The following is a 24,801-nucleotide window of genomic DNA, read 5'->3' as shown; positions in this document are numbered from 1 at the left end:
GCCGTCCGTCTACACGGGGTCGTTTTCGGTGGATGGGGAAGAGATTCACGCGAGACTCCCTGCTTGTCAGGAGATCAGGGGAATGGGGGTGAGTGCGTGGATTTGCACCCTGACCCCAGTATGGAGACAAACTCCACAGAGAGTCAAGCGTGTGAAAATAATTTTCTACATCGGGCGAGTGAACGGCTACGCGTAGTGGAGCCCGTGGCCCAGTGCGTACGCGACCGCGCCGCCCTCGTCCGGGACGTCGACCGGCAGCGCGCCGCTCGGGTCGACCGCACCCGTGATCACCTTGGCCAGGGCCGAAAGCGAGGCCTTGGAGTAGGAGTACGTCGCCAGGCTCGCGCCCACCGCGCCCAGGTGCGCGGCGTCGTAGGGCGTGCCGACCGCGGCGGCGACCACCGGGACGCCGGTTCCCACGAGCGCGGCGACCAGGTCCGCCTGGGGCGAGCCGGCCTCGACGTTGTAGGTGACGGCCACGACGAGGTCGGCGTCGGCGGCGGCCTCGACGGCGGTCTTGATCGCCTCGGCGTCCGGCTCGTCGCCGGTGACCATCGGGCTCGCTTGGAGCCCTTCGGAGGCGAGGGCGCCGGCCAGCCGGGTGGTCGTGTTCTCGCCCCAGCCGGCGACGAGCGCCGTCCCGGCCGTGAACGGCAGCGCGCCGTCGTTGGCGAGCAGGGTGACCGACCGCTCGGCGATCCCGTCGGCGACGGCGAGGTGATCGGAGGTCCCGACCGCGTCCGCGGCGGCGTCCGCGTCGACCGCCGGTCCGTCCACAATGCCGCGATCGTATTTGAGCCGGAGCAGTCGCACCACCGATTGGTCGATGCGCTCTTCGGTCAACTCCCCCGCCGCGACGGCGGCGAGCACGGCCTCGTACGCGGCCGGGAAGTCCGGCGGCATGAGCAGCAGGTCGACCCCGGCCAGGAGTGCGAGCACCGGCACCCGGTCGTCGCCGAACTCGGTGCGGACCCCCTGCATCTCCAGGGAGTCGGTGACGACGACGCCCTCGAAGCCGAGGCGGTCGCGCAGGAGCCCGGTCAGGATCGGCGCCGACAGCGTCGCGGGCGCGAGCGAGTCGTCCAGGGCGGGGAACTGCAGGTGGGCGGACATGACCATGTCCGCGCCGGCCTCGATCGCCGCCCGGAACGGCGGCGCGTCGATCCGCTCCCACTCCTCCACGGTGTGGGTGATGACCGGCAGGCCCACGTGGCTGTCGGTCCCGGTGTCGCCGTGTCCCGGGAAGTGCTTGGCGGACACCGCCACTCCCCCGGACTGGTAGCCGCCGACCTGGGCGGCGGCGAACTCGGCCACGAGATCGGGGTCCGAGCCGAAGGAACGCACCCCGATGACGGGGTTCGCCGGATCCACATTGACATCGACATCGGGGGCGAAGTTCTGATTGAGCCCCATCGCCCGCAATTCGGCGCCCGCGATTTCCGCGGCCCGCCGCGCGGTGTCGGGGTCCCGTGTCGCGCCCAGCGGCATCGCGCCGGGGAACTGCGTGGCGGGCTCGCCGATCCGCACCACCGAGCCGTACTCCTGGTCCGTCGCGATCAGGAGCGGGACGGCGCCGGACGCCTCCTGGAGGCCGTTCGAGAGCCGCGCGACCTGTGCCGGGTCCCGGAGGCCGTTGGCCCAGTCGAAGTAGATGATCCCGCCGGGACGGCGGGCGGCGACGAACGCGGCCCCGTTGTCGGACCCGAGCCGCTCGCGGTTGGAGGCCACGGCGTCGGCCTGGTCGGTGTCGGCGGTCTCGCCGTGCACGTAGACCATGAACAGCTGGCCGACCTTCTCCTCCAGCGACATCGCGGCCAGGGTCCCGTCGATCCAGCGCTGCCGTTCGCCCACCGGGGCCTCCCCCTCGGACGGTCCCTCGGCGGGCTCCTCGCCGCGCCTGGAGGCCGCCTCGGCGATCACCGCGCCCCCGCCGACCACGGCGAAGGCCCCGGCGACGCTGGAGGCGAGCACGGTCTTGCGTGACAGCTTCGGGGAACGCACCCGCCCATACTCGCCCACGCCCCGCGGCGGTGCAAGGCCGACCCCCGGTGATCCGCACTATTCCCTCGAAAGCCGTAAAGCGCCCGATGGGTAGTAAAAAGCCGGAGAGGAGCGATGCTCCCCTCCGGCTCTCCGTCGTCTAGCGGGCTAGAACTTCAGACCGCTGTCGCGGGCGGTGTCGGCCAGGGCCGCGACGCGGCCGTGGTACTTGACACCGCCGCGGTCGAAGACCACGGCCTCGACGCCGGCGGCCTTGGCGCGCTCGGCGATCAGCTTGCCGACTTCCTTGGCCTTGGCGGTCTTGTCGCCCTCGAAGGCGCGCAGACCCGGCTCCACCGTCGACGCGGCGGCCAGCGTGTGGCCCTGCACGTCGTCGATGACCTGGGCCACGATGTGCTTCGAGGACCGGAAGATCGCCAGGCGCGGCTGCGAGGCCGTGCCCGTGATCTTCTTGCGTCCACGGAAGTGACGCCGGTTCTTGCCGATCCGGCGGCGCTCGGAGACCGACCCGGACGGGCGGCGCTGCTCCAGTTTGCTCGCCATTACTTACCTGCCTTCCCGGCCTTGCGGCGGATGCGCTCGTCGACGTACTTGACGCCCTTGCCCTTGTAGGGCTCCGGCGGACGCAGTCGGCGAATGTTCGCCGCGACCTGGCCGACGAGCTGCTTGTCGATACCCTCGACGTGCAGCAGGGTCGGACGCTCGACGGTGAACGAGATGCCTTCCGGCGCGTCCACCTGGATGGTGTGGGAGAAGCCGAGGCTCATCTCCACGCCCTTGCCCTTGGCCTGCGCCCGGTAACCGGTGCCGTTGATCTCGAGGGACTTCTTGTAGCCCTCCGAGACGCCGACGACCATGTTGTTGACGAGGCTGCGGGCCAGGCCGTGCAGGGCCCGGGACTTGCGCTCGTCGTTGGGACGGGTCACATCGAAGGACCCGTCCTCGTTCTTCTCGATGCCGATCGGCTCGGGCAGCTCAGTGCTGAGCTGGCCCTTGGGGCCCTTCACGGTCACCGTCGCGCCGTCGATCTTGACGTCGACGCCGGAGGGCACCAGAATCGGCTGCTTCCCAATGCGGGACATGCTTATACCCTCCTGCTACCAGATGTAGGCGATGACTTCGCCGCCAACGCCGCGTTTGCGAGCCTGACGGTCCGTCAGCAGGCCCTGGGACGTGGACACGATGGCCACACCCAGGCCGCCGAGGACGCGCGGCAGCTCAGTGGACTTGGCGTAGACCCGCAGGCCCGGCTTCGAGACGCGGCGCAGGCCCGCAAGGGACCTCTCGCGGCGCTCGCCGAACTTCAGGTCGATGACCAGGGTCTTGCCGACTTTGCCTTCCTCGGGCTCCTCGGCGCGCCATGAGGCGATGTAGCCCTCCTGCTTGAGGACCTCCGCGATGGAGGCCTTCATCTTGGAGTGCGGCATCGTCAGCGTGTCGTGGTATGCCTGGTTGGCGTTCCGCAGACGGGTGAGCATGTCCGCGATCGGGTCGGTCATTGTCATTAGCGTTGTTTACCTTTCTCACCCCGGTTCCCCGCCTTATGGAGAGCGGCGGGGCCTGTGGCGATCGGAGCTATGGGCCTTGGGGTCACCCAAGAGACCTGATGGTCCAGGTCTCCCGGATTACCAGGAAGCCTTGTGGACGCCCGGGAGTTCACCCGCGTGGGCCATGTCGCGCACGCAGACGCGGCACAGGCCGAACTTGCGGTAGACGGCCTTGGGCCGGCCGCACTTCTGGCAGCGGGTGTAGGCGCGCACGGCGAACTTCGGCTTCCGCTTGGCCTTCGCGATGAGGGCTTTCTTAGCCATTGTCGTTCTCCTTGAACGGGAAGCCGAGCAGCTTCAGGAACGCCCGGCCTTCGTCGTCGGTCTTCGCGGTGGTCACCAGCGTGATGTCCATACCGCGAACCCGGTCGATCTTGTCCTGGTCGATCTCGGGGAACACGCTCTGCTCGGTCAGACCGAAGGTGTAGTTCCCGTTGCCGTCGAACTGCTGGTCCGAAAGACCCCGGAAGTCGCGGATGCGGGGCAGCGCGATCGCCAGGAGGCGGTCGAGGAACTCCCACATGCGGTCGCCGCGAAGGGTGACCTTCGCGCCGATCGCCTGGCCCTCGCGCAGCTTGAACTGCGCGATCGACTTCTTCGCCAGACGCACGAGCGGCTTCTGGCCTGTGATCGTGGTCAGGTCCGCCAGGGCCCCGTTGATGAGCTTGGAGTCGCGAGCGGCTTCGCCCACACCCATGTTCACCACGATCTTCGTCAGACCGGGGATCTGGTGGATGTTGGCGTACTTGAACTGGTCCTGCAGCTGCGGCCGGATCTCGGAGCGGTAAGTCTCCTTCAGGCGCGGCTGGACCTTTTCTGCAACGTCAGTCATTACAGGTCCTTACCCGTCCGCTTCGAAACGCGGACCTTGCGGCCGTCATCGCCGAACCGGTAGCCCACGCGGGTGGGCTGGTTGTCGGCGTCGAGCACCTGCACGTTGGACACGTGGATCGCGGACTCCTGGACGACGATGCCGCCGGTCCTGGAGCCGCGGGCGGTCTGCCCGGCCTTGGTGTGCTTGGTGATGCGGTTGACGCCCTCGACGAGCACTCGCTCGCGGTCGGGGTACGACTCCAGCACCAGTCCTTCGGCGCCCTTGTCCTTGCCCGCGATGACGCGGACTCGGTCGCCCTTCTTGATCTTCATCTCTTACAGCACCTCCGGTGCGAGGGAGATGATCTTCATGAACTGCTTGTCGCGCAGTTCGCGGGCGACCGGCCCGAAGATACGGGTCCCTCGCGGTTCGCCGTCCTTGACGAGGACGGCGGCGTTCTCGTCGAACTTGATGTACGTGCCGTCGGGACGGCGGGTTTCCTTCACCGTCCGCACGATGACGGCCTTCACGACGTCGCCCTTCTTCACCCCGGCACCCGGGGTTGCATCCTTGACGGAGGCCACGATCGTGTCGCCGATACCGGCATAGCGTCGGCCCGAGCCGCCCAGCACCCGGATGCACAGGATCTCCCGCGCACCGGTGTTGTCAGCGACCTTCAGCCGCGACTCTTGCTGAATCACGTCCCGATCTCCCTACTTGGCCTTCTCAAGGATCTCGACGATGCGCCAACGCTTGGTCTTCGACAGGGGACGGGTCTCCATGATGGAGACGCGGTCACCGATGCCGGCCTCGTTGGCCTCGTCGTGGGCCTTGTACTTCTTGTTGGACTTGACGACCTTGCCGTACAGCGCGTGCTTCTTGCGGTCTTCGACCTCGACGACGGCGGTCTTGTCCATCTTGTCGCCGACGACGAAGCCCTCGAGCACCTTGCGCCGTCCGCGAGTCTGAGTTTCCTCGCTCACTTCTCAACCTCCTCCGGCGCGGCGCTGAGGCCCAGCCGGCGCTCGTTCATCACGGTGTAGATCCGCGCGATCTCCTTGCGGACCAGGCCCAGCTGGTGATTGTTCTCCAGCTGACCCGTGGCATTGCGGATCCGCAGGTTGAACAGCTCTTCCTTCTTCTCCAGCAGCTTCGACTGGAGTTCCTTGTCGCTGAGCTCGCGCAGCTCACCGGTGTCGATACCAGTGGTCATGGCTACTCACCTGCCCCTTCACGAGAGACGATGCGGCACTTCATCGGCAGCTTGTGGATCGCACGCTGCAGTGCCTCGTGGGCCGTCTCCTCGCTCGGGTAAGAGAGCTCGAACATGACCCGGCCCGGCTTGACGTTCGCCACCCAGTACTCGGGCGAACCCTTACCGGAACCCTGACGGGTCTCGGCCGGCTTCTTGGTGATCGCACGGTCCGGGAAGATCGTGATCCAGACCTTGCCGCCACGCTTGATGTGGCGGGTCATGGCGATACGAGCGGACTCGATCTGGCGGTTGGTCACGTAGCTGTGCTCCAGCGCCTGGATGCCGTACTCGCCGAAGGAGACCTTCGTGCCGCGAGTGGCCTTGCCCTTGCGCTTCGGAGCGTGAGGCTTCCGGTAACCGCGCGGCGGTTTCCGTGGCATGAGCATGTCGCTTAGCCCTCCTGCTTCTCAGTGGCGGGCGCGGCGGCAGCGGCCTCGGCAGGCTGAGCGGTGGCGGCGCGGCCACCACGGCCACGACCACCGCGAGCGGCGCCGCCGGCACCGCCGCGGCCACCACGGCCGCCGCGGTCGGGACCGGAGTCGCGACGACGCTGCACCTGCTCGGCCTGCTCCTTGAGCGTGGCCTCACCCTTGTAGATCCACACCTTCACGCCGATGCGGCCGAAGGTCGTGGCGGCCTCGAACAGGCCGTAGTCGATGTTCGCGCGCAGCGTGTGCAGCGGGACCTGGCCCTCGCGGTACTGCTCCGAACGGCTCATCTCGGCGCCGCCGAGGCGGCCCGAGCACTGCACCTTGATGCCCTTCACGGTGGGGTTGCGCATGGCCGACTGAATGGCCTTGCGCATCGCCCGACGGAAGTTCACACGGCTGGACAGCTGCTCCGCGACGCCCTGGGCCACGAGCTGAGCATCGACGTCGGGGTTCTTGACCTCGATGATGTTCAGCTGGACCTGCTTGCCCGTCAGCTTCTCCAGGTTGCCGCGCAGGCGATCGGCCTCGGCGCCTTTACGGCCGATGACGATGCCCGGGCGGGCGGTGTGGATGTCGACGCGGACCCGCTCGCGGGTGCGTTCGATCTCCACCTTGGAGATGCCGGCGCGCTCGAGACCCTTGGTCATGAGCTGGCGGATCTTGACGTCCTCGCCGATGTACTCGGCGTACTCCTTGTCGGCGTACCAACGCGAGGTCCAGTCGGCGCTGATGCCGAGGCGGTACCCGTGCGGGTGGATTTTTTGACCCATTAGGCGGTCTCCTCCTTCTCAGCGTTCTCGGACTTCACGTCGGCCTCGACCGGCTTCGGGGCGGCGGCCTTGGGCCGGCGAACCGAGGGAGAGGCGGACTGCTTGGCCTGGACGGACTCGACCACCACGGTGATGTGGCTGGTGCGCTTGTTGATCCGGTAGGCGCGGCCGTGGGCGCGCGGGCGGTACCTGCGCATCGTCGGGCCTTCGTCGACCTTGATCTCGGACACCAGGAGCGACTCCGGGTCCAGACCGAGGTTGTTCTCGGCGTTCGCCTGAGCCGACGCGATGACCTTGTACACGATCTCGGCCGCGCTGAAAGGCGCGAACTCGAGAGTCGTCAAGGCCTCGTCCACGGGCAGACCACGCACGAGGTCGACGACGCGGCGCGCCTTGCGAGGTGCGACGCGGACGTACCGCGCCGACGCGCGCGCCTTCGGAGCCTCCTGCTCCACTGTTGCCATCGTTCTAATTCCTTCGTTCGTATTCAAAGCCCATGGCCTAGCGGCGCCGGCTCTTGCGGTCGTCCTTGTCGTGCCCGCGGAACGTGCGGGTCGGCGCGAACTCGCCGAGCTTGTGCCCGACCATGTTCTCGGTGACGTAGACCGGAACGTGCTTGCGACCGTCGTGCACGCCGAAGGTCAGCCCGATGAAGTCGGGCGTGATCGTCGAGCGGCGCGACCAGGTCTTGATGACGTTCTTGCTCTTGGTCTCGATCGCCGAGTCCACCTTCTTCTGCAGGTGGTCGTCGACGAACGGGCCCTTCTTGAGGCTGCGAGCCATGGCCTACTTCCCCCGCTTCCGGTTGGCGTTGCGACGACGGACGATGAGCCGGTCGTTCGGGTGGTTCCTCTTCCTGGTGCGACCCTCGGGCTTGCCCTGCGGGTTCACCGGGTGACGACCACCGGAAGTACGGCCCTCGCCACCACCGTGCGGGTGGTCGACCGGGTTCATGACGACACCGCGGACGGTCGGGCGCCAGCCCTTCCAGCGCATGCGGCCGGCCTTGCCCCAGTTGATGTTGCCCTGCTCGGCGTTGCCGACCTCGCCGATGGAGGCGCGGCAGGTCACCTGGACCAGGCGGATCTCACCGGAGGGCATGCGCAGGTGCGCGTACTTGCCTTCACGGGCGAGCAGCTGGATCGAGGCGCCGGCCGAGCGGCCCAGAGCGGCGCCGCCGCCGGGCTTGAGCTCCACCGCGTGGACCGTCGTACCGACCGGGATGTGGCGCAGCTCCAGCGAGTTGCCGGGCTTGATGTCCGCTTCCGGTCCGTTCTCGATCACGTCACCCTGCTTGATGCCCTTGGGGGCCAGGATGTAGCGCTTCTCGCCGTCCGCGTAGTGCAGCAGTGCGATGTTCGCGGTGCGGTTCGGGTCGTACTCGATGTGCGCGACCTTCGCCGGCACGCCGTCCTTGTCGTGGCGACGGAAGTCGATCACGCGGTAGCGGCGCTTGTGGCCGCCGCCGCGGTGTCGGGTCGAGATCTTGCCCGAGTTGTTGCGGCCGCCGGTCTTGGAGATCGGGCGCAGCAGCGACTTCTCGGGGGTCGAACGGGTGATCTCGGCGAAGTCGGAGACGCTGGAGCCGCGACGCCCGGGCGTCGTCGGCTTGTACTTGCGAATAGCCATTCTCTAGCTCCTACGAGATCTGTCCGCCGAAGATCTCACCCAGGCGACCGGGGTCGCCTTCCACGGTGACGATCGCGTGCTTGACACTCTTGCGCTGTCCCCAGCCGGTGCGGGTGCGCTTGCGCTTGCCGTCCCGGTTCAGGGTGTTGACGCTCTTGACGTCCACACCGAAGATCTCCTTGACGGCGATCTTGATGTGGCTCTTGTTGGCGCGCGGGTCGACCTCGAAGGTGTACTTGCCCTCGCCGAGGAGGGTGTAGGTCTTCTCCGAGATGACCGGCTTGATGATGATGTCGCGCGGGTCGGCGACGGTCACTTCGCTCACGCCGCGACCTCCTGCTCAGTCCGGTCAGCGATGAACGCCTCGATGGCGGCCTCGCTGAACACGATGTCCTCGTTGTTGAGCACGTCGTAGGTGTTGACCTGACCCCACTGGAGCAGGTGCACCTCGGGCAGGTTCCGCAGGCTCAGGGCCGCGGTCTGCTCGTCGCGCGTGAGGACCACCAGGACCTTGGAGGCCTCGGTGATCGCGGCCAGAGCGGCCTGCGCGGTCTTCGTCTTGGGCGCGTCGCCCTCGATGAAGGCGTCGATGACGTGCACGTTCTCGCCGCGGGCCCGGTCGGTGAGGGCGCCCGCGAGAGCGGCCGCCTTCATCTTCTTGGGGGTCCGCTCGGCGAAAGAGCGCGGCTGCGGGCCGTGGACGACGCCGCCGCCGTTGAACTGCGGGGCGCGGATCGAGCCCTGGCGGGCGCGGCCGGTGCCCTTCTGGCGGTACGGCTTCTTGCCGCCGCCGCGGACTTCGCCGCGGGTCTTGGTCTTGGCCGAACCCGAGCGGGCGGCGGCCAGCTGCGCCGTGACGACCTGGTGCATGAGCGGGATGTTCGGCTCGACGTCGAAGATCGACGCCGGAAGCGCGATGGTCTTCCCGGTCTCCTCACCAGAGGCGTTCTTCACGTTCACTTCAAGGCTCATAATCAGGCCACCTGCTTTACTGCCGTGCGGATGAGCACCAGGCCGTTCTTCGGGCCGGGGATGGCCCCCACGATGAGCAGCAGCCCGCGCTCGGCGTCGACCGCCTGGATGCGCAGGTTCTGCGTCGTGTGGCGGTTGTGCCCCATGCGGCCGGCCATGCGCATGCCCTTGAACACGCGACCGGGCGTGGCGCAGCCGCCGATGGACCCGGGGGCGCGGTGGACCTTGTGCGCGCCGTGGCTGGCGGGGAGACCGCCGAAGCCGTGGCGCTTCATCACACCGGCGAAGCCCTTGCCCTTGGTGGTGCCGGTGACGTCCACGAGCTGACCGGATTCGAAGATGGTGGCTTCGACGGTCTGGCCGAGGTCGTAGTCGGCGGCGTCCGCGGTGCGCAGCTCGACAAGGTGGCGACGCGGGGCGACGCCGGCCTTCTCGAAGTGGCCCTGGATCGGCTTGGTGACGTTCTTGAGTTTGATGTCGCCGAAGCCCAGTTGGACGGCCGAGTAGCCGTCGACGTCGGGCTTGCGGACCTGGGTGACCACGTTCGGGCCGGCCTGCACCACAGTGACGGGAACGGCGCGGCCGTTCTGGTCCCAAACCTGGGTCATGCCGAGCTTGGTGCCCAGGATTCCCTTGATCTGCCTGTCCATTGGTCCCCTACAGCTTGATCTCGATGTCGACACCGGCCGGGAGGTCAAGGCGCATCAACGAGTCGACCGTCTTCGGGGTCGGGTCGAGGATGTCGATGAGGCGCTTGTGCGTGCGCATCTCGAAGTGCTCGCGCGAGTCCTTGTACTTGTGCGGCGACCGGATGACGCAGAAGCGGTTGATCTCGGTCGGCAACGGCACCGGGCCGGAGATGGCAGCACCGGTACGAGTGACCGTCTCCACGATCTTGCGGGCCGAGGAGTCCACGACCTCGTGGTCGTAGGCCTTCAGCCTGATGCGGATCTTTTGTCCCGCCATGATTCCTAACCTAACGTAAATTGGCTGTTCAGACCGCTCCACGCGGTCGGGCGTGTCGCGAGTTCGAGACTGGCTTGGGCACAGTTGTGCCTTCCCCTTGGTCTCTTTGGCTCGCCCGCCTGCCCGCCATGAAACGGTCCCTCTCAGCACAATCGAGTGCCTACTCGGGCCCGCGGGCCGGGCGTGAGCACCGGCGCATGCCATGAAGGCGCGCCGGAGCGTACGCAACCTGAATATTATGCCTGGTACCCGGTGGACCCAGCAAGCTGGGGTCGGGGAACAGTGGGACAGGTTACGCGTATGCGCTTCTCACCGCGTCTCCCCCGCCCTGGGGCGGGGATCGCCGGTCACGGTGCGACAGGCGTGAGACGCGAGTAGACCGGGGTGGCCCACGCTGCGCGAACTGCGAAGCTCGCAGGTTCGCTCCGGCGGGCCACCCCGGTGTGCGGTCTTACTTGAGGACCTTGGTCACTCGACCGGATCCGACGGTGCGGCCGCCCTCGCGGATCGCGAAGAGGAGACCCTCGTCCATCGCGATCGGCTGGATGAGCTCGACCTTCATGTCGGTGTTGTCGCCCGGCATGACCATCTCGGTGCCCTCGGGGAGGGTCACGACGCCGGTCACGTCGGTCGTCCGGAAGTAGAACTGCGGACGGTAGTTGTTGAAGAACGGCGTGTGGCGCCCGCCCTCGTCCTTGGACAGGATGTAGACCTGCGCCTCGAAGTCGGTGTGCGGGGTCGTGGTGCCGGGCTTGACGGCGACCATGCCGCGCTCGACCTCTTCGCGCTTGGTGCCGCGGAGCAGGAGGCCCACGTTCTCACCGGCGCGCGCGTCGTCGAGGGTCTTGCGGAACATCTCGATCGCGGTGACCTTGGTGCGGATGGCGCCCTCGCGGATGCCGACGATCTCGACTTCCTCGTTGGGGAGCAGCACACCGCGCTCGACGCGGCCGGTGATGACCGTGCCGCGGCCGGTGATGGTGAAGACGTCCTCGATCGGCATGAGGAACGGCTTGTCCATCTCGCGCTCGGGCTCCGGGACGGAGTCGTCGACGGCCTGCATCAGCTCGGCGACGGCGTCGACCCACTTCTGCTCGCCTTCGAGGGCGCCCAGGGCCGAGACCTGAACGACCGGGGCGTCGTCGCCCGGGAAGTTCTGGTCGGACAGCAGCTCGCGGACCTCCATCTCGACGAGCTCGAGGATCTCCTCGTCGTCGACCATGTCGGACTTGTTCAGCGCCACGACGATGTACGGGACACCGACCTGGCGGGCGAGGAGGACGTGCTCGCGGGTCTGCGGCATGGGGCCGTCAGCGGCGGACACGACCAGGATCGCGCCGTCCATCTGGGCCGCGCCGGTGATCATGTTCTTGATGTAGTCGGCGTGGCCGGGGCAGTCGACGTGAGCGTAGTGCCGGGCCTCGGTCTGGTACTCGACGTGGGAGATCGAGATCGTGATGCCGCGCTGCTTCTCTTCCGGCGCGTTGTCGATCTCGTCGAACGGCGTGTACGGGTTGATGTCCGGGTACTTGTCGTGCAGCACCTTGGTGATAGCCGCGGTGAGCGTGGTCTTGCCGTGGTCGACGTGACCGAGCGTCCCGATGTTCACGTGCGGCTTGTTACGCTCGAACTTTTCCTTAGCCACTTCGTCCTCCTGTGGACTGGTTAAATCTGGTTTGACTTATCTGACCTATTGCGTCGCGTTGGAACTCAGCGCCTCTGCTGGCAACAGGTGGTCAGCGCCGGGCACCCAGGCTTGGGCGCCCGAAACGCTTACTCGCCTGTCGCCTTGGCGATGATCTCCTTGGCGACGTTCGCCGGGACTTCGGCGTAGGTGTCGAACTGCATCGAGTAGTTCGCGCGTCCGGCGGTCTTCGACCTGAGGTCGCCGACGTAGCCGAACATCTCGGACAGCGGCACGACGGCCTTGACCGTGCGGTCGTTGCCCCGTTCACCCATCTCCTGGACCATGCCACGACGGGAGTTGATGTCGCCGATCACGTCGCCCATGTTGTCCTCGGGGCAGATGACCTCCACGGACATCATCGGCTCGAGGATCACGGGGCGGGCGCGCTTGGCGGCTTCCTTGAGCGCCATGCGGCCGGCGATCTTGAAGGCCATCTCCGAGGAGTCGACCTCGTGGTACTGACCGTCGATCAGTTCCATCTTGACGCCCACCAGCGGGAACCCCGCGAGGACGCCGTCCTCGAGCGCGCTCTCCGCGCCGGCCTTGACCGACGGGATGTACTCGCGCGGGATGCGGCCGCCGGTGATCTTGTCGTCGAACGCGAAGATCGGGTCCTCGTTCGTCTTCATCTCCAGCGGCTCGAGGTTGACGAGCACGCGCGCGAACTGACCGGAACCGCCGGTCTGCTTCTTGTGCAGGTACTCGACCTTCTCGATCCGCCGGGTGACCGTCTCGCGGTAGGCCACCTGCGGCTTGCCGATGTTGGCCTCGACGTTGAACTCCCGCTTCATGCGGTCGACCAGGATGTCGAGGTGCAGCTCGCCCATGCCCGAGATGATCGTCTGGCCGGAGTCCTCGTCGGTCTTGACCCGGAAGGTCGGGTCCTCTTCGGCGAGGCGCTGGATGGCGGTGGCCAGCTTGTCCTGGTCGGCCTTCGACTTCGGCTCGATGGCCACGTCGATGACCGGCTCGGGGAAGATCATCGATTCGAGGATGACCTGCTGACCGGAGTCGCTCAGCGTGTCACCGGTGGTGGTGGCCTTGAGGCCCTGCACCGCGATGATGTCGCCGGCCTGCGCGTCCGAGCGCTCTTCGCGCTTGTTCGCGTGCATCTGGTAGATCTTGCCGACGCGCTCCTTGCGGCCCTTGGTCGAGTTGACGACCTGGGTGCCGGTGGAGACCGTGCCGGAGTAGATCCGGACGTAGGTGAGACGGCCGAGGTGCTTGTCGGTCTGGATCTTGAAGGCCAGACCGGCGAAGGGCTCCTCGACGTCCGCGTGACGCTGGGCGGGGGTCTCGTTGTCGGTGAGGGTCCCCTCGATCGCCGGCACGTCGAGCGGGCTCGGCAGGTAGTCCACGACCGCGTCGAGCAGGGGCTGAACGCCCTTGTTCTTGAACGCGGTGCCGCAGAGGACCGGGTTGATCTGGTTGGCGATCGTGGCCTTGCGGATCGCGGCCTTCACATCGGCGGACGAGATCTCCTCGCCCTCCAGGAAGCGCTCGGCGAACTCGTCGTCGACGTCCGAAAGGGTTTCCAGGAGCTTCTCGCGGTACTCCGCGGCCTGGTCGGCCAGGTCCGCGGGAATCTCCTCGACCGTGTACTCCTCGCCGAGGCCGGTCTCGCCGCGCCACACCTTGGCGTGCATCTCGACCAGGTCGACGACGCCGATGAAGTCGGCCTCGTTCCCGATCGGGAGCTGGATCACCGCGGTGTTGGAGTTGAGCCGGTCCTGCATCATCTCGACGCAGCGGAAGAAGTTCGCACCGGTGCGGTCGAGCTTGTTGACGAAGCACATGCGCGGAACGTCGTACTTGTTCGCCTGGCGCCACACGTTCTCGGTCTGCGGCTCCACGCCCGCGACACCGTCGTAGACGGCGATGGCGGAGTCGAGGACGCGCAGGGAACGCTCCACCTCGACGGTGAAGTCGACGTGGCCGGGCGTGTCGATGATCTGGATGATGTGGTCGTCCCACTCGCACTTGGTAGCGGCGGAGGTGATGGTGATACCACGCTCCTGCTCCTGCTCCATCCAGTCCATCGTGGCGGCGCCGTCGTGGACCTCACCGATCTTGTGCGACACGCCCGTGTAGTACAGGATGCGCTCGGTGGTGGTGGTCTTGCCGGCGTCGATGTGGGCCATGATGCCGATGTTGCGGAGCTTGGCGAGCGCCGCGTTAGCTTTGTTAGCCACGATCTCTCAGTCTCTCTGCGACTACCAGCGGTAGTGCGCGAATGCCTTGTTGGAATCGGCCATCTTGTGCGTGTCCTCACGCTTCTTGACCGCGGCGCCGAGGCCGTTCGAAGCGTCGAGGATCTCGTTCGTCAGACGCTCGACCATGCTCTTCTCGCGGCGGTCACGGGAGTAGCCGACGAGCCAGCGGAGACCGAGGGTGGTGGCGCGCTGCGGGCGGACGTCGACCGGGACCTGGTAGGTCGCGCCGCCGACGCGGCGGGAGCGGACCTCGAGGGTCGGCTTGACGTTGTCGAGCGCGCGCTTGAGGATGACCACGGGGTCCGAGTCGGCCTTCTTGCGGCAGTTCTCGAGCGCTTCGTAGACGATGCGCTCGGCGAGGCGGCGCTTGCCGTCCTTGAGCACCTTGTTGATCAGCTGGGTGACGAGCACCGAGTTGTAGACCGGGTCGGCGGTAAGCGGCCGGCGCGGCGCGGGACCTTTACGCGGCATGGCTTACTTCTCCTTCTTCGCGCCGTAGCGGCTGCGGGCCTGCTTGCGGTCGCGGACACCCTGGGTGTCGAGCGCGCCGCGGATGATCTTGTAGCGGACACCGGGCAGGTCGCGGACACGACCGCCGCGCACGAGCACGATGGAGTGCTCCTGCAGGTTGTGGCCCACACCGGGGATGTAGGCGGTGACCTCGGTGCCGTTCATGAGCCGCACGCGGGCGACCTTGCGCATGGCCGAGTTCGGCTTCTTGGGCGTGGTCGTGTACACACGGGTGCACACGCCGCGCGCCTGCGGGCTGCCCTTCAGCGCGGGCGTCTTGTTCTTGCTGGTCTTGGCCTTGCGGCCTTTGCGGACCAGCTGCTGGATGGTTGGCACTAAGCCGACCCCCCTCAACTCTCGACGGTTGCGTATTCCTGACTGTCGGCGTCACCTGTTCACCCGCACTCGTGAATCGGGCCGTACAACGGCCCAGCTCAGGAGCTTGAGATCCCGTCCCCCGCGTTCGGGCGTGTCGCGTCTCTCCGGACCCATACCGGCCAAGGCGGCAGACGAGGTCCGCCGTCGAGCAGGTTCAGACGCGTTCGTGAACGAATCCCTCGGGACCGGCTATCAGAGCCGATGTTCACGAAGCCCCCAGTGCGAGGGATGCGTGCCGGTGACGCCGGCCGACGGAACCGGAGTTCCGCTGCCTTGCAGGCACGCAACCTGGCCTGGCTCTCACGGGGACCGAGCTGCCGGAGTTGACAGGGCCACCATGCCGCTCAAAGCGGTGTCCAGGCGCAAGGGAGAAGCCTACCTAGCCTAACGAACAGGGTCAAAGCCGTTTTCGTCCCGCAAGGCATCCGTGTTCAGTGTCACGGAGTACGAGGCGAGGGGCGCCGACCTGTTCATTCGGTGCGGTAGACACACCGTGGCCTATATTAGCTCGCGATATGGGACGCTCCCGCGCGGGGAGGCCGGGAGGAGTCCCTGTTCACCAGCAGTTCCCTGGATCGTCGGTTATGAAACGGCGACGTCGCCGCCGTATGACGGATCACCGGCGGCGCGGGCGATCCCGACGACCCAGACCAGGAGCCCCGCGATGACGACGGCGCCGGCGATTGCCAAAGCGGCCCAAGCGGTCCGGCGGATCGAGGGGAGTCGCGAGGCGCCGAGGAGGAAGCCTTCGGACTCGCGGATGTCGGCCTCGGCCTGGCGGGCGAGCATGAGGGCGATGAGCGCCGGTATGGCGCCGCCCACGAAGGGCGAGAGGGCGACCCCCACGCCGGCGAGCAACCGCGCCGCCACGAGCTTGGTCGACTCCACCGGCTCCGGATCCTCCGGATGCCGAACCCCCTGCTGCACCTGAACCACCGGTCCATCCTATTGGGGTTGACCCGGGCCGATCGGCGGGGGAACATCACCGCGTCACAAAACACCTGAGCGAAGAGGAACTCGGCGATCAGTACCAGGCGGCGATGGAGGAGTGGTACGCCTCCGGGGATGCCGCGCTCTGGGAATCCACGATCGGAGACGGCCTCGAAGACGAACCTCCGTGGGGCGCTGTCGCCGAAGAGCCGAAAGAATGAAAGCGGCGGCGCCGAGCGCCGCCGCCGATCACGGGTTCTCGAAGATGTCGTGAGTGCTGCGGGCCCATCTACGTCGGTGAGGCCCCGAAACGCCGGTGGGCCGGTGGCGCTTTCGCGCCACCGGCCCACCGGTTTCTTCATGCCGTCGGGAATCGGCTGTCTCGATGACTAGAAGGAACCCAGGTCGTAGGAGTCCTCGAGGCTGACCGCCGGGCCGCCGCCGTAGGCGAAGGCGTTCGCGGTGGTGTCCTCGTACCCGCCCAGCGAGTACACGGCCGCCTTCGCCTCCTCGGTCGGCTCGACCGAGACGTTGCGGTACTTGGCGATACCGGTACCGGCCGGGATGAGCTTGCCCAGGATCACGTTCTCCTTCAGACCGACCAGCGAGTCGGACTTGCCGGAGATCGCGGCCTCGGTGAGCACCCGGGTGGTCTCCTGGAACGAAGCCGCGGACAGCCACGACTCGGTCGCCAGGGACGCCTTGGTGATACCCATCAGCTGCGGCCGGCCGGAGGCCGGCTCGCCGCCGTCGGCGAGGATCTTGCGGTTCTGCTCCTCGAACTCCAGGCGGTCGACCAGGGAGCCCGGCAGGAACTCCGAGGTGCCCGAGTCGATGATCGTGACCCGCTTGAGCATCTGGCGCACGATGATCTCGATGTGCTTGTCGTGGATCATCACGCCCTGCGAGCGGTACACGTCCTGGACCTGCTCCACCAGGTGGCGCTGGACCTTCCGCGGACCGAGCACGCGCAGCAGCTCGTGCGGGTCGATGGTGCCCTCGACGAGCTTCTCGCCGACCTCGACGTGCTCGCCGTCGCCGAAGCGCAGGCGCAGACGACGCGGCACCTTCTCGACCACGATCTCCTCGGAACCGTCGTCCGGGGTGATGATGATCTTCCGGCTCTTCTCGGCGTCCTCGATGCGCACGGTGCCGCTCGCTTCCGCGATCGGCGCCTTGCCCTTGGGGACACGCGCCTCGAAGACCTCCTGCACACGCGGCAGACCCTGCGTGATGTCGTCGCCCGCCACACCGCCGGTGTGGAAGGTCCGCATCGTCAGCTGGGTGCCCGGCTCACCGATGGACTGGGCCGCGATGATGCCCACGGCCTCGCCCAGGTCGACCTTCTCGCCCGTGGGCATCGAACGGCCGTAGCAGGCCGCGCAGACGCCCTGGCGGGACTCGCAGGTCAGGACCGAGCGGACCTTCACGTTGGTGACGCCCGCGGCGACGAGCTGCGCGACATGGTCGGAGTTCAACGGCGTGTTGCGCTCCATGATGACCTTGCCGTCGACCTCGACGTCGTCGGCGAGGTTCCGCGCGTCGACGCCGGTCTCGGCGATGTCGGACTCGATGAACCGGCCGTCGACCTCGACGGCGACCTGGAAGTCCAGGGCGCGGTCGGTGCCGCAGTCGTCCTCGCGGATGATCACGTCCTGCGACACGTCCACCAGACGACGGGTCAGGTAACCCGAGTCGGCGGTCCGCAGCGCGGTGTCGGCGAGGCCCTTTCGCGAACCGTGGGTCGAGATGAAGTACTCCAGGACCGTCAGGCCCTCGCGCAGCGAGGACTTGATCGGGCGCGGAATGATCTCGCCCTTCGGGTTCGCCACCAGGCCGCGCATGCCGGCGATCTGACGCAGCTGCAGCATGTTGCCTCGCGCGCCCGAGTTGATCATCTGCCACAGCGGGTTCTCCGGCTGCAGCGTCTCGTTCAGGTCGTCCAGCACCTCGGCCGTGGCCTTGGTCCAGATCTCCGTCAGCTCGCCTCGGCGCTCCTCGGCCGTCATCAGACCGCGGATGTACTGCTTGTCGATCTTGGCGGAGTCCGCCTCGTACTTCTCGAGGATCTCGGCCTTGTGCGCCGGCTCCACGACGTCCTCGATGCCGATGGTGACACCGGACCAGCCGGCCCACTTGAAGCCCGCGGACTTCAGCGCGTCCAGGCAGGCGCCCAGCTGCACCTTCGAGTAGTGCTCGGACAGGTCGTGGATGATGTTCGACAGCTGGCCCTTGCGGACTTCGTAGTTCACGAACTCGAAGTCCGGCGGCAGGCACTCGTTGAAGAACACCCGGCCCAGCGTGGTCTCGACCAGCATCGGCTCGCCCGGAGTCCACTCCTCGGGCGCGACCCAGGGCTCGCCCGGGCCGTTGTTGATCGTCGGCACGCCGTCGAGACGGATCCGGATGGGCGCCTGGAGGTCCAGTTCGCCGCGGTCCTTCGCCATCTGCGCCTCGCCGACGTCCGAGAACGCCCGGCCCTCGCCGACGCGGCCTTCGGAGAGGTGCGTCAGGTAGTACAGGCCGATGATCTGGTCCTGCGTGGGCAGGGCCACCGGCTTGCCGTCCGAGGGCTTGAGGATGTTGTTCGACGCCAGCATCAGGATGCGGGCCTCGGCCTGGGCCTCGGCCGACAGCGGGACGTGCACGGCCATCTGGTCGCCGTCGAAGTCGGCGTTGAAGGCGGTGCACACCAGCGGGTGCAGCTGGATGGCCTTGCCCTCGACCAGCTGGGGCTCGAAGGCCTGGATGCCGAGGCGGTGCAGCGTGGGCGCGCGGTTGAGCAGGACCGGGTGCTCGGAGATGACCTCTTCGAGCACGTCCCACACGACCGGGCGCGCGCGCTCGACCATGCGCTTGGCCGACTTGATGTTCTGCGCGTGGTTCAGGTCCACCAGGCGCTTCATCACGAACGGCTTGAACAGTTCGAGCGCCATCTGCTTGGGCAGACCGCACTGGTGCAGCTTCAGGCGCGGGCCGACCACGATGACCGAACGGCCCGAGTAGTCCACGCGCTTGCCGAGCAGGTTCTGGCGGAACCGGCCCTGCTTGCCCTTGAGCATGTCGGACAGCGACTTGAGCGGACGGTTGCCGGGGCCCGTGACCGGGCGGCCGCGGCGGCCGTTGTCGAACAGCGCGTCGACCGACTCCTGCAGCATCCGCTTCTCGTTCGCGACGATGATCTCGGGCGCGCCGAGGTCCATCAGCCGCTTGAGGCGGTTGTTGCGGTTGATGACCCGGCGGTACAGGTCGTTGAGGTCCGAGGTCGCGAACCGGCCGCCGTCGAGCTGCACCATCGGGCGCAGCTCCGGCGGGATCACCGGCACGCAGTCGAGGACCATGCCCAGCGGCGAGTTGCCGGTGGCCTGGAACGCGGCCACGACCTTCAGGCGCTTGAGCGCGCGCAGCTTCTTCTGGCCCTTGCCGGTCGCGATGGTCTCGCGCAGGCTGATCGCCTCGGCGTCCAGGTCCAGGTTCTGCAGCAGGTTCTTGATGGACTCCGCGCCCATGCCGCCCGAGTAGTACTCGCCGAAGCGCTGCTGGAGCTCCCGGTAGAGCATCTCGTCGCCGATGAGCTGGCGCACGTCGAGCTTGCGGAAGGTGTCCATGACCTCGTCGAGGCGGTCGATCTCGCGCTGCGCCTTGTCGCGGATCTGGCGCATCTCGCGCTCGCCGCCGTCCTTGACCTTGCGGCGGACGTCGGCGCGGGCGCCTTCGGCCTCCAGCTCGGCCAGGTCGGCCTCGAGCTTCGAGGCGCGCTCCTCGATCGCGTGGTCGCGCTGCTGCTCCAAGTGGCGCTTCTCGGCGACGATCTCGTTCTCCAGGGTCGGCAGGTCGCGCTGGCGCGCTTCCACATCGACCGCGGTGACGACGTACGCCGCGAAGTAGATGACCTTCTCCAGGTCCTTCGGCGCCAGGTCCAACAGGTAGCCCAGGCGCGAGGGCACGCCCTTGAAGTACCAGATGTGCGTCACCGGGGCGGCGAGCTCGATGTGGCCCATCCGCTCGCGGCGGACCTTCGAGCGGGTCACCTCGACGCCGCAGCGCTCACAGATGATGCCCTTGAACCGGATGCGCTTGTACTTGCCGCAGTAGCACTCCCAGTCCCGGGTCGGGCCGAAGATCTTCTCGCAGAAGAGGCCGTCCTTCTCGGGCTTGAGGGTCCGGTAGTTGATGGTCTCGGGCTTCTTCACCTCGCCGTGAGACCACTGTCGGATGTCCTCCGCGGTGGCGAGGCCGATCTTCAACTTGTCGAAGAAGTTGACGTCGAGCACTGAACTCTTCTTCCCCTTGTGGTTCTTAAGGATTGGATGAGACGTTGGCGAGGGCGGGTCTTGCCGTGGCTGGACCCGCCCTCACTCGACGTCAGGCGCTTTCGAAGTCCACGCTCGAGGGCTCTTCGTGGGACAGGTCGATCCCCAGCTCCTCGGCCGCGCGGAAGACCTCGTCGTCGCTCTCCGTCATCTGGATGGCCTGCCCGTCTGCGGACAGCACCTCCACGTTGAGGCAGAGCGACTGGAGCTCCTTCAGCAGCACCTTGAACGATTCCGGAATGCCCGGTTCGGGCACGTTCTCGCCCTTGACGATGGCCTCGTAGACCTTCACGCGGCCGACCACGTCGTCGGACTTGATCGTCAGCAGCTCCTGCAGCGCGTAAGCGGCGCCGTAGGCCTGCATGGCCCAGCACTCCATCTCACCGAAGCGCTGGCCGCCGAACTGGGCCTTGCCGCCGAGCGGCTGCTGGGTGATCATCGAGTACGGACCGGTCGAACGCGCGTGGATCTTGTCGTCGACCATGTGGTTGAGCTTCAGGATGTACATGTAGCCGACCGAGATCGGGTCCGGGAACGGCTCGCCCGTACGCCCGTCGAACAGACGCGCCTTGCCCGTGGGGGCGACCATGCGCTCGCCGTCGCGGTTGGGGAGCGTGCTCGCGAGAACGCCCTGGACCTCGTCCGGGTGGGCGCCGTCGAACACCGGCGTGCCGACCTTCGAGTCCGCCGGCGCCTCGTCGGCGCCGATGGCCCGCAGGGCCTGCTGCCAGGCCTCGTCGAAGCCCTCCAACTTCCAGCCGGCCTTCGCCGCCCAGCCCAGGTGGACTTCCAGTACCTGGCCGATGTTCATTCGGCCCGGCACGCCCAGCGGGTTGAGCAGGATGTCGATCGGGGTCCCGTCGGGGAGGAACGGCATGTCCTCCTGCGGCACGACCTTCGAGATGACGCCCTTGTTGCCGTGGCGGCCGGCGAGCTTGTCGCCCACGCCGATCTTGCGCTTCTGCGCGATGTAGACGCGGACCAGCTCGTTGACGCCGGGGCTCAGCTCGTCGCCGTCCTCACGCGCGAACGTGCGGACGCCGATGACCGTGCCGGCCTCGCCGTGCGGGACCTTCAGGGACGTGTCGCGGACCTCGCGGGCCTTCTCGCCGAAGATCGCGCGCAGCAGGCGCTCCTCCGGGGTCAGCTCGGTCTCGCCCTTGGGCGTGACCTTCCCGACGAGGATGTCGCCGTCCTCGACCTCGGCACCGATGCGGATGATCCCGCGGTCGTCCAGGTCGGAGAGCATCTCCTCGCCGACGTTCGGGATGTCGCGGGTGATCTCCTCCGGGCCCAGCTTGGTGTCGCGGGCGTCGACCTCGTGCTCGTCGATGTGGATCGAGGTGAGCACGTCCTCTTCGACCAGGCGCGAGGACAGCACGATCGCGTCCTCGAAGTTCTGGCCCTCCCAGGTCGTGAACGCCACGAGCAGGTTCTTGCCCAGGGCCATCTCGCCCTTGTCCGTGGACGGGCCGTCGGCGATCGGCTGCCCGGCCTCGACGCGCTCGCCCTCGGTGACGAGGGGGATCTGGTTGATGCACGAGCCCGCGTTGGAGCGGCGGAACTTGTGCAGCAGGTAGGTCCGGCGCATGCCGTTGTCCTGCGCGATGGTGATGTAGTCCGCGCTGGAGTCCTCGACGGTGCCGTCGGCCTCGGCCACGACCACGTCGCCGGCGTCGACCGCCGCGCGGAACTCCATGCCCGTGCCCACCAGCGGCGAGTCGGTCTTGATCAGCGGCACGGCCTGGCGCTGCATGTTCGCGCCCATGAGGGCGCGGTTCGCGTCGTCGTGCTCCAGGAACGGCACCAGCGCGGTCGCGACCGAGGTCATCTGGCGCGGCGAGACGTCCATGAAGTCGATCTCGTCGGCGGTGAGGAGCTCGGCCTCGCCGCCGCGACCGCGGGCCAGGACCTGCGCGTCCTGGAACGAGCCGTCGGCGTGCAGCAGCTGGTTCGCCTGCGCGATGGTGAAGCGGTCCTCTTCATCGGCCGTCAGGTACTGGATCTCGTCGGTGACCTTCGAGTCGACGACCTTGCGGTACGGCGTCTCGATGAAGCCGAACGGGTTGACGCGGGCGAAGGTCGACATCGCGCCGATGAGGCCGATGTTCGGGCCTTCGGGCGTCTCGATCGGGCACATGCGGCCGTAGTGCGACGGGTGCACGTCGCGGACGTCCATGGCGGCGCGGTCTCGCGAGAGACCGCCCGGGCCCAGCGCCGACAGGCGGCGGCGGTGGGTCAGACCCGCGATGGGGTTGACCTGGTCCATGAACTGCGACAGCTGCGAGGTGCCGAAGAACTCCTTGATCGCGGCCACCACGGGGCGGATGTTGATCAGGGTCTGCGGCGTGATCGCCTCGACGTCCTGCGTCGTCATGCGCTCGCGCACGACGCGCTCCATGCGCGACAGGCCCACCCGGATCTGGTTCTGGATGAGCTCGCCCACGGTGCGCAGGCGGCGGTTGCCGAAGTGGTCGATGTCGTCGGGGCCGTAACCCGGCTCGGCCGAGTGCAGGCGCAGCATGAACTCGATCGTCGCGGCCAGGTCGTCCTCGGTGAGCACGCCGGTCGAGATCGGCGAGTCCAGGCCGAACTTCTTGTTGACCTTGTACCGGCCGACCTTGGCGAGGTCGTAGCGCTTCTTGTTGAAGAACAGGTTCTCCAGCAGCGACTGCGCGTTGTCCTTCGTCGGCGGCTCGCCCGGGCGGAGCTTGCGGTAGATGTCGAGCAGGGCCTCGTCCTGCGAGTTGATGGTGTCCTTCTCGAGGGTCGCCATCATGAGCTCGGACCAGCCGAAGCGCTCGCGGATGCGGTCGTTGTCCCAGCCGATCGCCTTGAGCAGCACGGTCACGGCCTGGCGGCGCTTGCGGTCCACGCGCACGCCGACGGTCTCGCGCTTGTCGATGTCGAACTCGAGCCAGGCGCCGCGGCCGGGAATGACCTTGGCACTGGTCAGGTCGCGGTCGGAGGTCTTGTCGGGCTCCTTGGAGAAGTACACGCCCGGCGAACGCACCAGCTGCGAGACGACCACGCGCTCGGTGCCGTTGATGATGAAGGTGCCCTTCGGGGTCATCATGGGGAAATCGCCCATGAATACCGTCTGGCTCTTGATCTCGCCGGTGGTGTGGTTGATGAACTCCGCCGTGACGAACAGCGGGGCGCAGTAGGTGAGGTCCTTCTCCCGGCACTCCTCGATGGGGGCCTTGACCTCGTCGAAGCGAGGATTGGAGAAGGACAGGCTCATGGTGCCCGAGAAGTCCTCGATCGGGCTGATCTCGTCGAGGATCTCGTCGAGACCGCTCACGGCGTCCTCGGCCACACGGGCGCGGTAGGCCTCGTTGCCGACGAGCCAGTCGAACGAGTCGGTCTGGAGCGCCAGAAGGTTCGGGACTTCGAGTTTCTCTTCGATCCTGCCGAACGAGATACGGCGAGGAGCGTGCTTGCTCTTGCTGGAGCTGGTCTTGCCAGTGCGGGAAGCTGCCAAGATTCGTCCTTCCGAGGACCTGATTGTTACGACGGCCGGCGCATGCCACATCACCGCACCTATGCGGGATAGACGAGAACAGGCGGAAACGGGCACCGAACTGGACGTGCAAGCCGAGCATGGCGTTGAACGTCGGTCGAAAGCCTGGAATCCCCACCGTCCACGACCCTCACCGCGTCAAGAAGGCGTGAAGGAGGCAGCGCAAATTAGAACCTTAGCCTAGACTCCGGCAGACTGTCAACTTCCCCACGGGGTGGTGGGGTACGTCGTGACGACAATCTCTCCCGCTGCCGAAGTTCCTCCTCGTCATCACTGCTCGAGGCGCCAGGGTGGCGCCCGTCGTGCCTCGGCGGGGCCGGTCGCGGCCCCTGCGCCGCGTCCGAAGCGGCGGGACCTGGCCCGGCGCCTCGTCAACGTAGCGCGCGCCACGTAGTGGCGCTTGAGGAACTAGTTTGCAGGATCAAGTCACACTTCGTCAAGTCAGGCGTCTCATTCGCCCGGATGCGCCCCTTCGCACTCGGCGTCGGAACAGGGGCGGTCGCCGGGCCCGGAGGCGGGCCCGGAAGCAGGCGAACCGCAGCACAGCGGGGCTGCGGAGGGCGCCCGAAGGCGGCGGCCGAGGGCGCGCGCAGCGCCCTGGACGGGGGCGCGGAAGTGTCGGAACGGGCACGGGCCCGGGCGTGTCGCCGGGGCGGTTCAGCGGGTGCGGGGCGCCGCCGCGTCGCCCGCGGCGCCGGCCGGAGCCGGGCCGCAGTGCGGCGCCCCGCCCTCGCTCACTCGGCGGCCCCGGTCCCTCTGGCGAGGTGGCGGGGCTGCCTCGCTTGTACAACGACCAGCGGCCGGATAGGTGACGCCTCCGGCCGCGGCCGGAGGACGGCGCGGGGCCGCTGCGGACGCGGAG

The 24,801-nt window shown here is 67.5% G+C and carries 26 protein-coding genes; all 26 read right to left on the bottom strand.

The genetic code is table 11. The features are described from left to right. Nucleotides 1-186: 186 nt before the first annotated feature. Nucleotides 187-2,001: a glycoside hydrolase family 3 protein gene (locus BLQ63_RS22785; RefSeq protein ID WP_177155067.1), complete on the bottom strand. Its 1,815-nt coding sequence runs from the start codon at nt 1,999-2,001 to the stop codon at nt 187-189. 147 nt (nt 2,002-2,148) lie between these two features. Beyond that, on the bottom strand, nt 2,149-2,544 hold the full coding sequence (gene rplR, locus BLQ63_RS22780) for a 50S ribosomal protein L18 (RefSeq protein ID WP_091039828.1): 396 nt from the start codon (nt 2,542-2,544) through the stop codon (nt 2,149-2,151). Then, entirely contained in the window at nt 2,544-3,083 is a 540-nt protein-coding gene (rplF, locus tag BLQ63_RS22775; protein WP_091039827.1) for a 50S ribosomal protein L6, read from the bottom strand. The genes rplR and rplF overlap by 1 nt, the downstream gene beginning before the upstream one ends. Before the next feature lie 15 nt (nt 3,084-3,098). After that, entirely contained in the window at nt 3,099-3,506 is a 408-nt protein-coding gene (rpsH, locus tag BLQ63_RS22770; RefSeq protein ID WP_091039826.1) for a 30S ribosomal protein S8, read from the bottom strand. A gap of 120 nt (nt 3,507-3,626) precedes the next feature. Continuing rightward, the gene (locus BLQ63_RS22765) at nt 3,627-3,812 is read right to left on the bottom strand and encodes a type Z 30S ribosomal protein S14 (protein ID WP_030155111.1); all 186 of its coding nucleotides are present in this window, start codon (nt 3,810-3,812) and stop codon (nt 3,627-3,629) included. Further along, on the bottom strand, nt 3,805-4,380 hold the full coding sequence (gene rplE / locus BLQ63_RS22760) for a 50S ribosomal protein L5 (RefSeq protein WP_091039825.1): 576 nt from the start codon (nt 4,378-4,380) through the stop codon (nt 3,805-3,807). Before rplE ends, BLQ63_RS22765 begins: the two co-directional genes overlap by 8 nt. Next, the gene (gene rplX, locus BLQ63_RS22755) at nt 4,380-4,694 is read right to left on the bottom strand and encodes a 50S ribosomal protein L24 (RefSeq protein ID WP_091039824.1); all 315 of its coding nucleotides are present in this window, start codon (nt 4,692-4,694) and stop codon (nt 4,380-4,382) included. The genes rplE and rplX overlap by 1 nt, the downstream gene beginning before the upstream one ends. 3 nt (nt 4,695-4,697) lie before the next feature. Continuing rightward, nucleotides 4,698-5,063: a 50S ribosomal protein L14 gene (rplN, locus tag BLQ63_RS22750; RefSeq protein ID WP_091039823.1), complete on the bottom strand. Its 366-nt coding sequence runs from the start codon at nt 5,061-5,063 to the stop codon at nt 4,698-4,700. Nucleotides 5,064-5,075: 12 nt separating this feature from the next. Next, nucleotides 5,076-5,345, bottom strand: a complete 270-nt coding sequence (gene rpsQ, locus BLQ63_RS22745) for a 30S ribosomal protein S17 (RefSeq protein ID WP_091039822.1) — start codon at nt 5,343-5,345, stop codon at nt 5,076-5,078. After that, nucleotides 5,342-5,575, bottom strand: coding sequence for a 50S ribosomal protein L29 (gene rpmC, locus BLQ63_RS22740; RefSeq protein WP_091039821.1), 234 nt, complete (start codon nt 5,573-5,575; stop codon nt 5,342-5,344). The genes rpsQ and rpmC overlap by 4 nt, the downstream gene beginning before the upstream one ends. A gap of 2 nt (nt 5,576-5,577) precedes the next feature. Then, on the bottom strand, nt 5,578-6,003 hold the full coding sequence (rplP, locus tag BLQ63_RS22735; protein ID WP_030155127.1) for a 50S ribosomal protein L16: 426 nt from the start codon (nt 6,001-6,003) through the stop codon (nt 5,578-5,580). Nucleotides 6,004-6,008: 5 nt separating this feature from the next. Next, the gene (rpsC, locus tag BLQ63_RS22730; RefSeq protein WP_091039820.1) at nt 6,009-6,818 is read right to left on the bottom strand and encodes a 30S ribosomal protein S3; all 810 of its coding nucleotides are present in this window, start codon (nt 6,816-6,818) and stop codon (nt 6,009-6,011) included. Then, entirely contained in the window at nt 6,818-7,282 is a 465-nt protein-coding gene (gene rplV / locus BLQ63_RS22725; RefSeq protein ID WP_091039819.1) for a 50S ribosomal protein L22, read from the bottom strand. The genes rpsC and rplV overlap by 1 nt, the downstream gene beginning before the upstream one ends. A 37-nt stretch (nt 7,283-7,319) precedes the next feature. After that, nucleotides 7,320-7,601, bottom strand: coding sequence for a 30S ribosomal protein S19 (gene rpsS, locus BLQ63_RS22720; protein ID WP_091039818.1), 282 nt, complete (start codon nt 7,599-7,601; stop codon nt 7,320-7,322). A gap of 3 nt (nt 7,602-7,604) precedes the next feature. Continuing rightward, a complete protein-coding gene (gene rplB / locus BLQ63_RS22715; RefSeq protein ID WP_091039817.1) occupies nt 7,605-8,447 on the bottom strand; it encodes a 50S ribosomal protein L2 in 843 nt (280 codons plus the stop codon). Nucleotides 8,448-8,457: 10 nt separating this feature from the next. Next, complete coding sequence (rplW, locus tag BLQ63_RS22710) at nt 8,458-8,772, bottom strand: 50S ribosomal protein L23 (RefSeq protein WP_091039816.1); 315 nt, start codon at nt 8,770-8,772, stop codon at nt 8,458-8,460. Continuing rightward, nucleotides 8,769-9,419, bottom strand: coding sequence for a 50S ribosomal protein L4 (rplD, locus tag BLQ63_RS22705; RefSeq protein WP_091039815.1), 651 nt, complete (start codon nt 9,417-9,419; stop codon nt 8,769-8,771). Before rplD ends, rplW begins: the two co-directional genes overlap by 4 nt. A gap of 2 nt (nt 9,420-9,421) precedes the next feature. Further along, nucleotides 9,422-10,069 carry a 50S ribosomal protein L3 gene (gene rplC / locus BLQ63_RS22700; RefSeq protein WP_091039814.1) on the bottom strand — a complete coding sequence of 216 codons (648 nt, stop codon included), beginning with the start codon at nt 10,067-10,069 and terminating at the stop codon, nt 9,422-9,424. A gap of 7 nt (nt 10,070-10,076) precedes the next feature. Further along, nucleotides 10,077-10,385, bottom strand: coding sequence for a 30S ribosomal protein S10 (rpsJ, locus tag BLQ63_RS22695; RefSeq protein ID WP_026922761.1), 309 nt, complete (start codon nt 10,383-10,385; stop codon nt 10,077-10,079). Nucleotides 10,386-10,836: 451 nt separating this feature from the next. Further along, nucleotides 10,837-12,030 (bottom strand): elongation factor Tu, encoded by a 1,194-nt coding sequence (gene tuf, locus BLQ63_RS22690; RefSeq protein WP_091039813.1) that lies wholly within the window; start codon nt 12,028-12,030, stop codon nt 10,837-10,839. 128 nt (nt 12,031-12,158) lie between these two features. Continuing rightward, nucleotides 12,159-14,213: an elongation factor G gene (fusA, locus tag BLQ63_RS22685; protein ID WP_218125447.1), complete on the bottom strand. Its 2,055-nt coding sequence runs from the start codon at nt 14,211-14,213 to the stop codon at nt 12,159-12,161. A gap of 72 nt (nt 14,214-14,285) precedes the next feature. Beyond that, a complete protein-coding gene (rpsG, locus tag BLQ63_RS22680) occupies nt 14,286-14,756 on the bottom strand; it encodes a 30S ribosomal protein S7 (protein ID WP_030155149.1) in 471 nt (156 codons plus the stop codon). Nucleotides 14,757-14,759: 3 nt separating this feature from the next. Beyond that, a complete protein-coding gene (gene rpsL, locus BLQ63_RS22675) occupies nt 14,760-15,131 on the bottom strand; it encodes a 30S ribosomal protein S12 (RefSeq protein ID WP_091039811.1) in 372 nt (123 codons plus the stop codon). Between the two features lie 624 nt (nt 15,132-15,755). Continuing rightward, the gene (locus BLQ63_RS22670) at nt 15,756-16,061 is read right to left on the bottom strand and encodes a hypothetical protein (protein WP_091039810.1); all 306 of its coding nucleotides are present in this window, start codon (nt 16,059-16,061) and stop codon (nt 15,756-15,758) included. A 431-nt stretch (nt 16,062-16,492) separates the two neighbouring features. Then, nucleotides 16,493-20,377, bottom strand: coding sequence for a DNA-directed RNA polymerase subunit beta' (locus BLQ63_RS22665; RefSeq protein ID WP_091039809.1), 3,885 nt, complete (start codon nt 20,375-20,377; stop codon nt 16,493-16,495). A 91-nt stretch (nt 20,378-20,468) separates the two neighbouring features. Then, the gene (gene rpoB / locus BLQ63_RS22660) at nt 20,469-23,900 is read right to left on the bottom strand and encodes a DNA-directed RNA polymerase subunit beta (RefSeq protein ID WP_091039808.1); all 3,432 of its coding nucleotides are present in this window, start codon (nt 23,898-23,900) and stop codon (nt 20,469-20,471) included. Between the last annotated feature and the right edge of the window lie 901 nt (nt 23,901-24,801).

The organism is Glycomyces harbinensis (assembly GCF_900101745.1).
In the GTDB taxonomy this organism is placed as follows: domain Bacteria; phylum Actinomycetota; class Actinomycetes; order Mycobacteriales; family Micromonosporaceae; genus Glycomyces; species Glycomyces harbinensis.
This window is presented reverse-complemented; position numbering and strand designations above follow the sequence as displayed.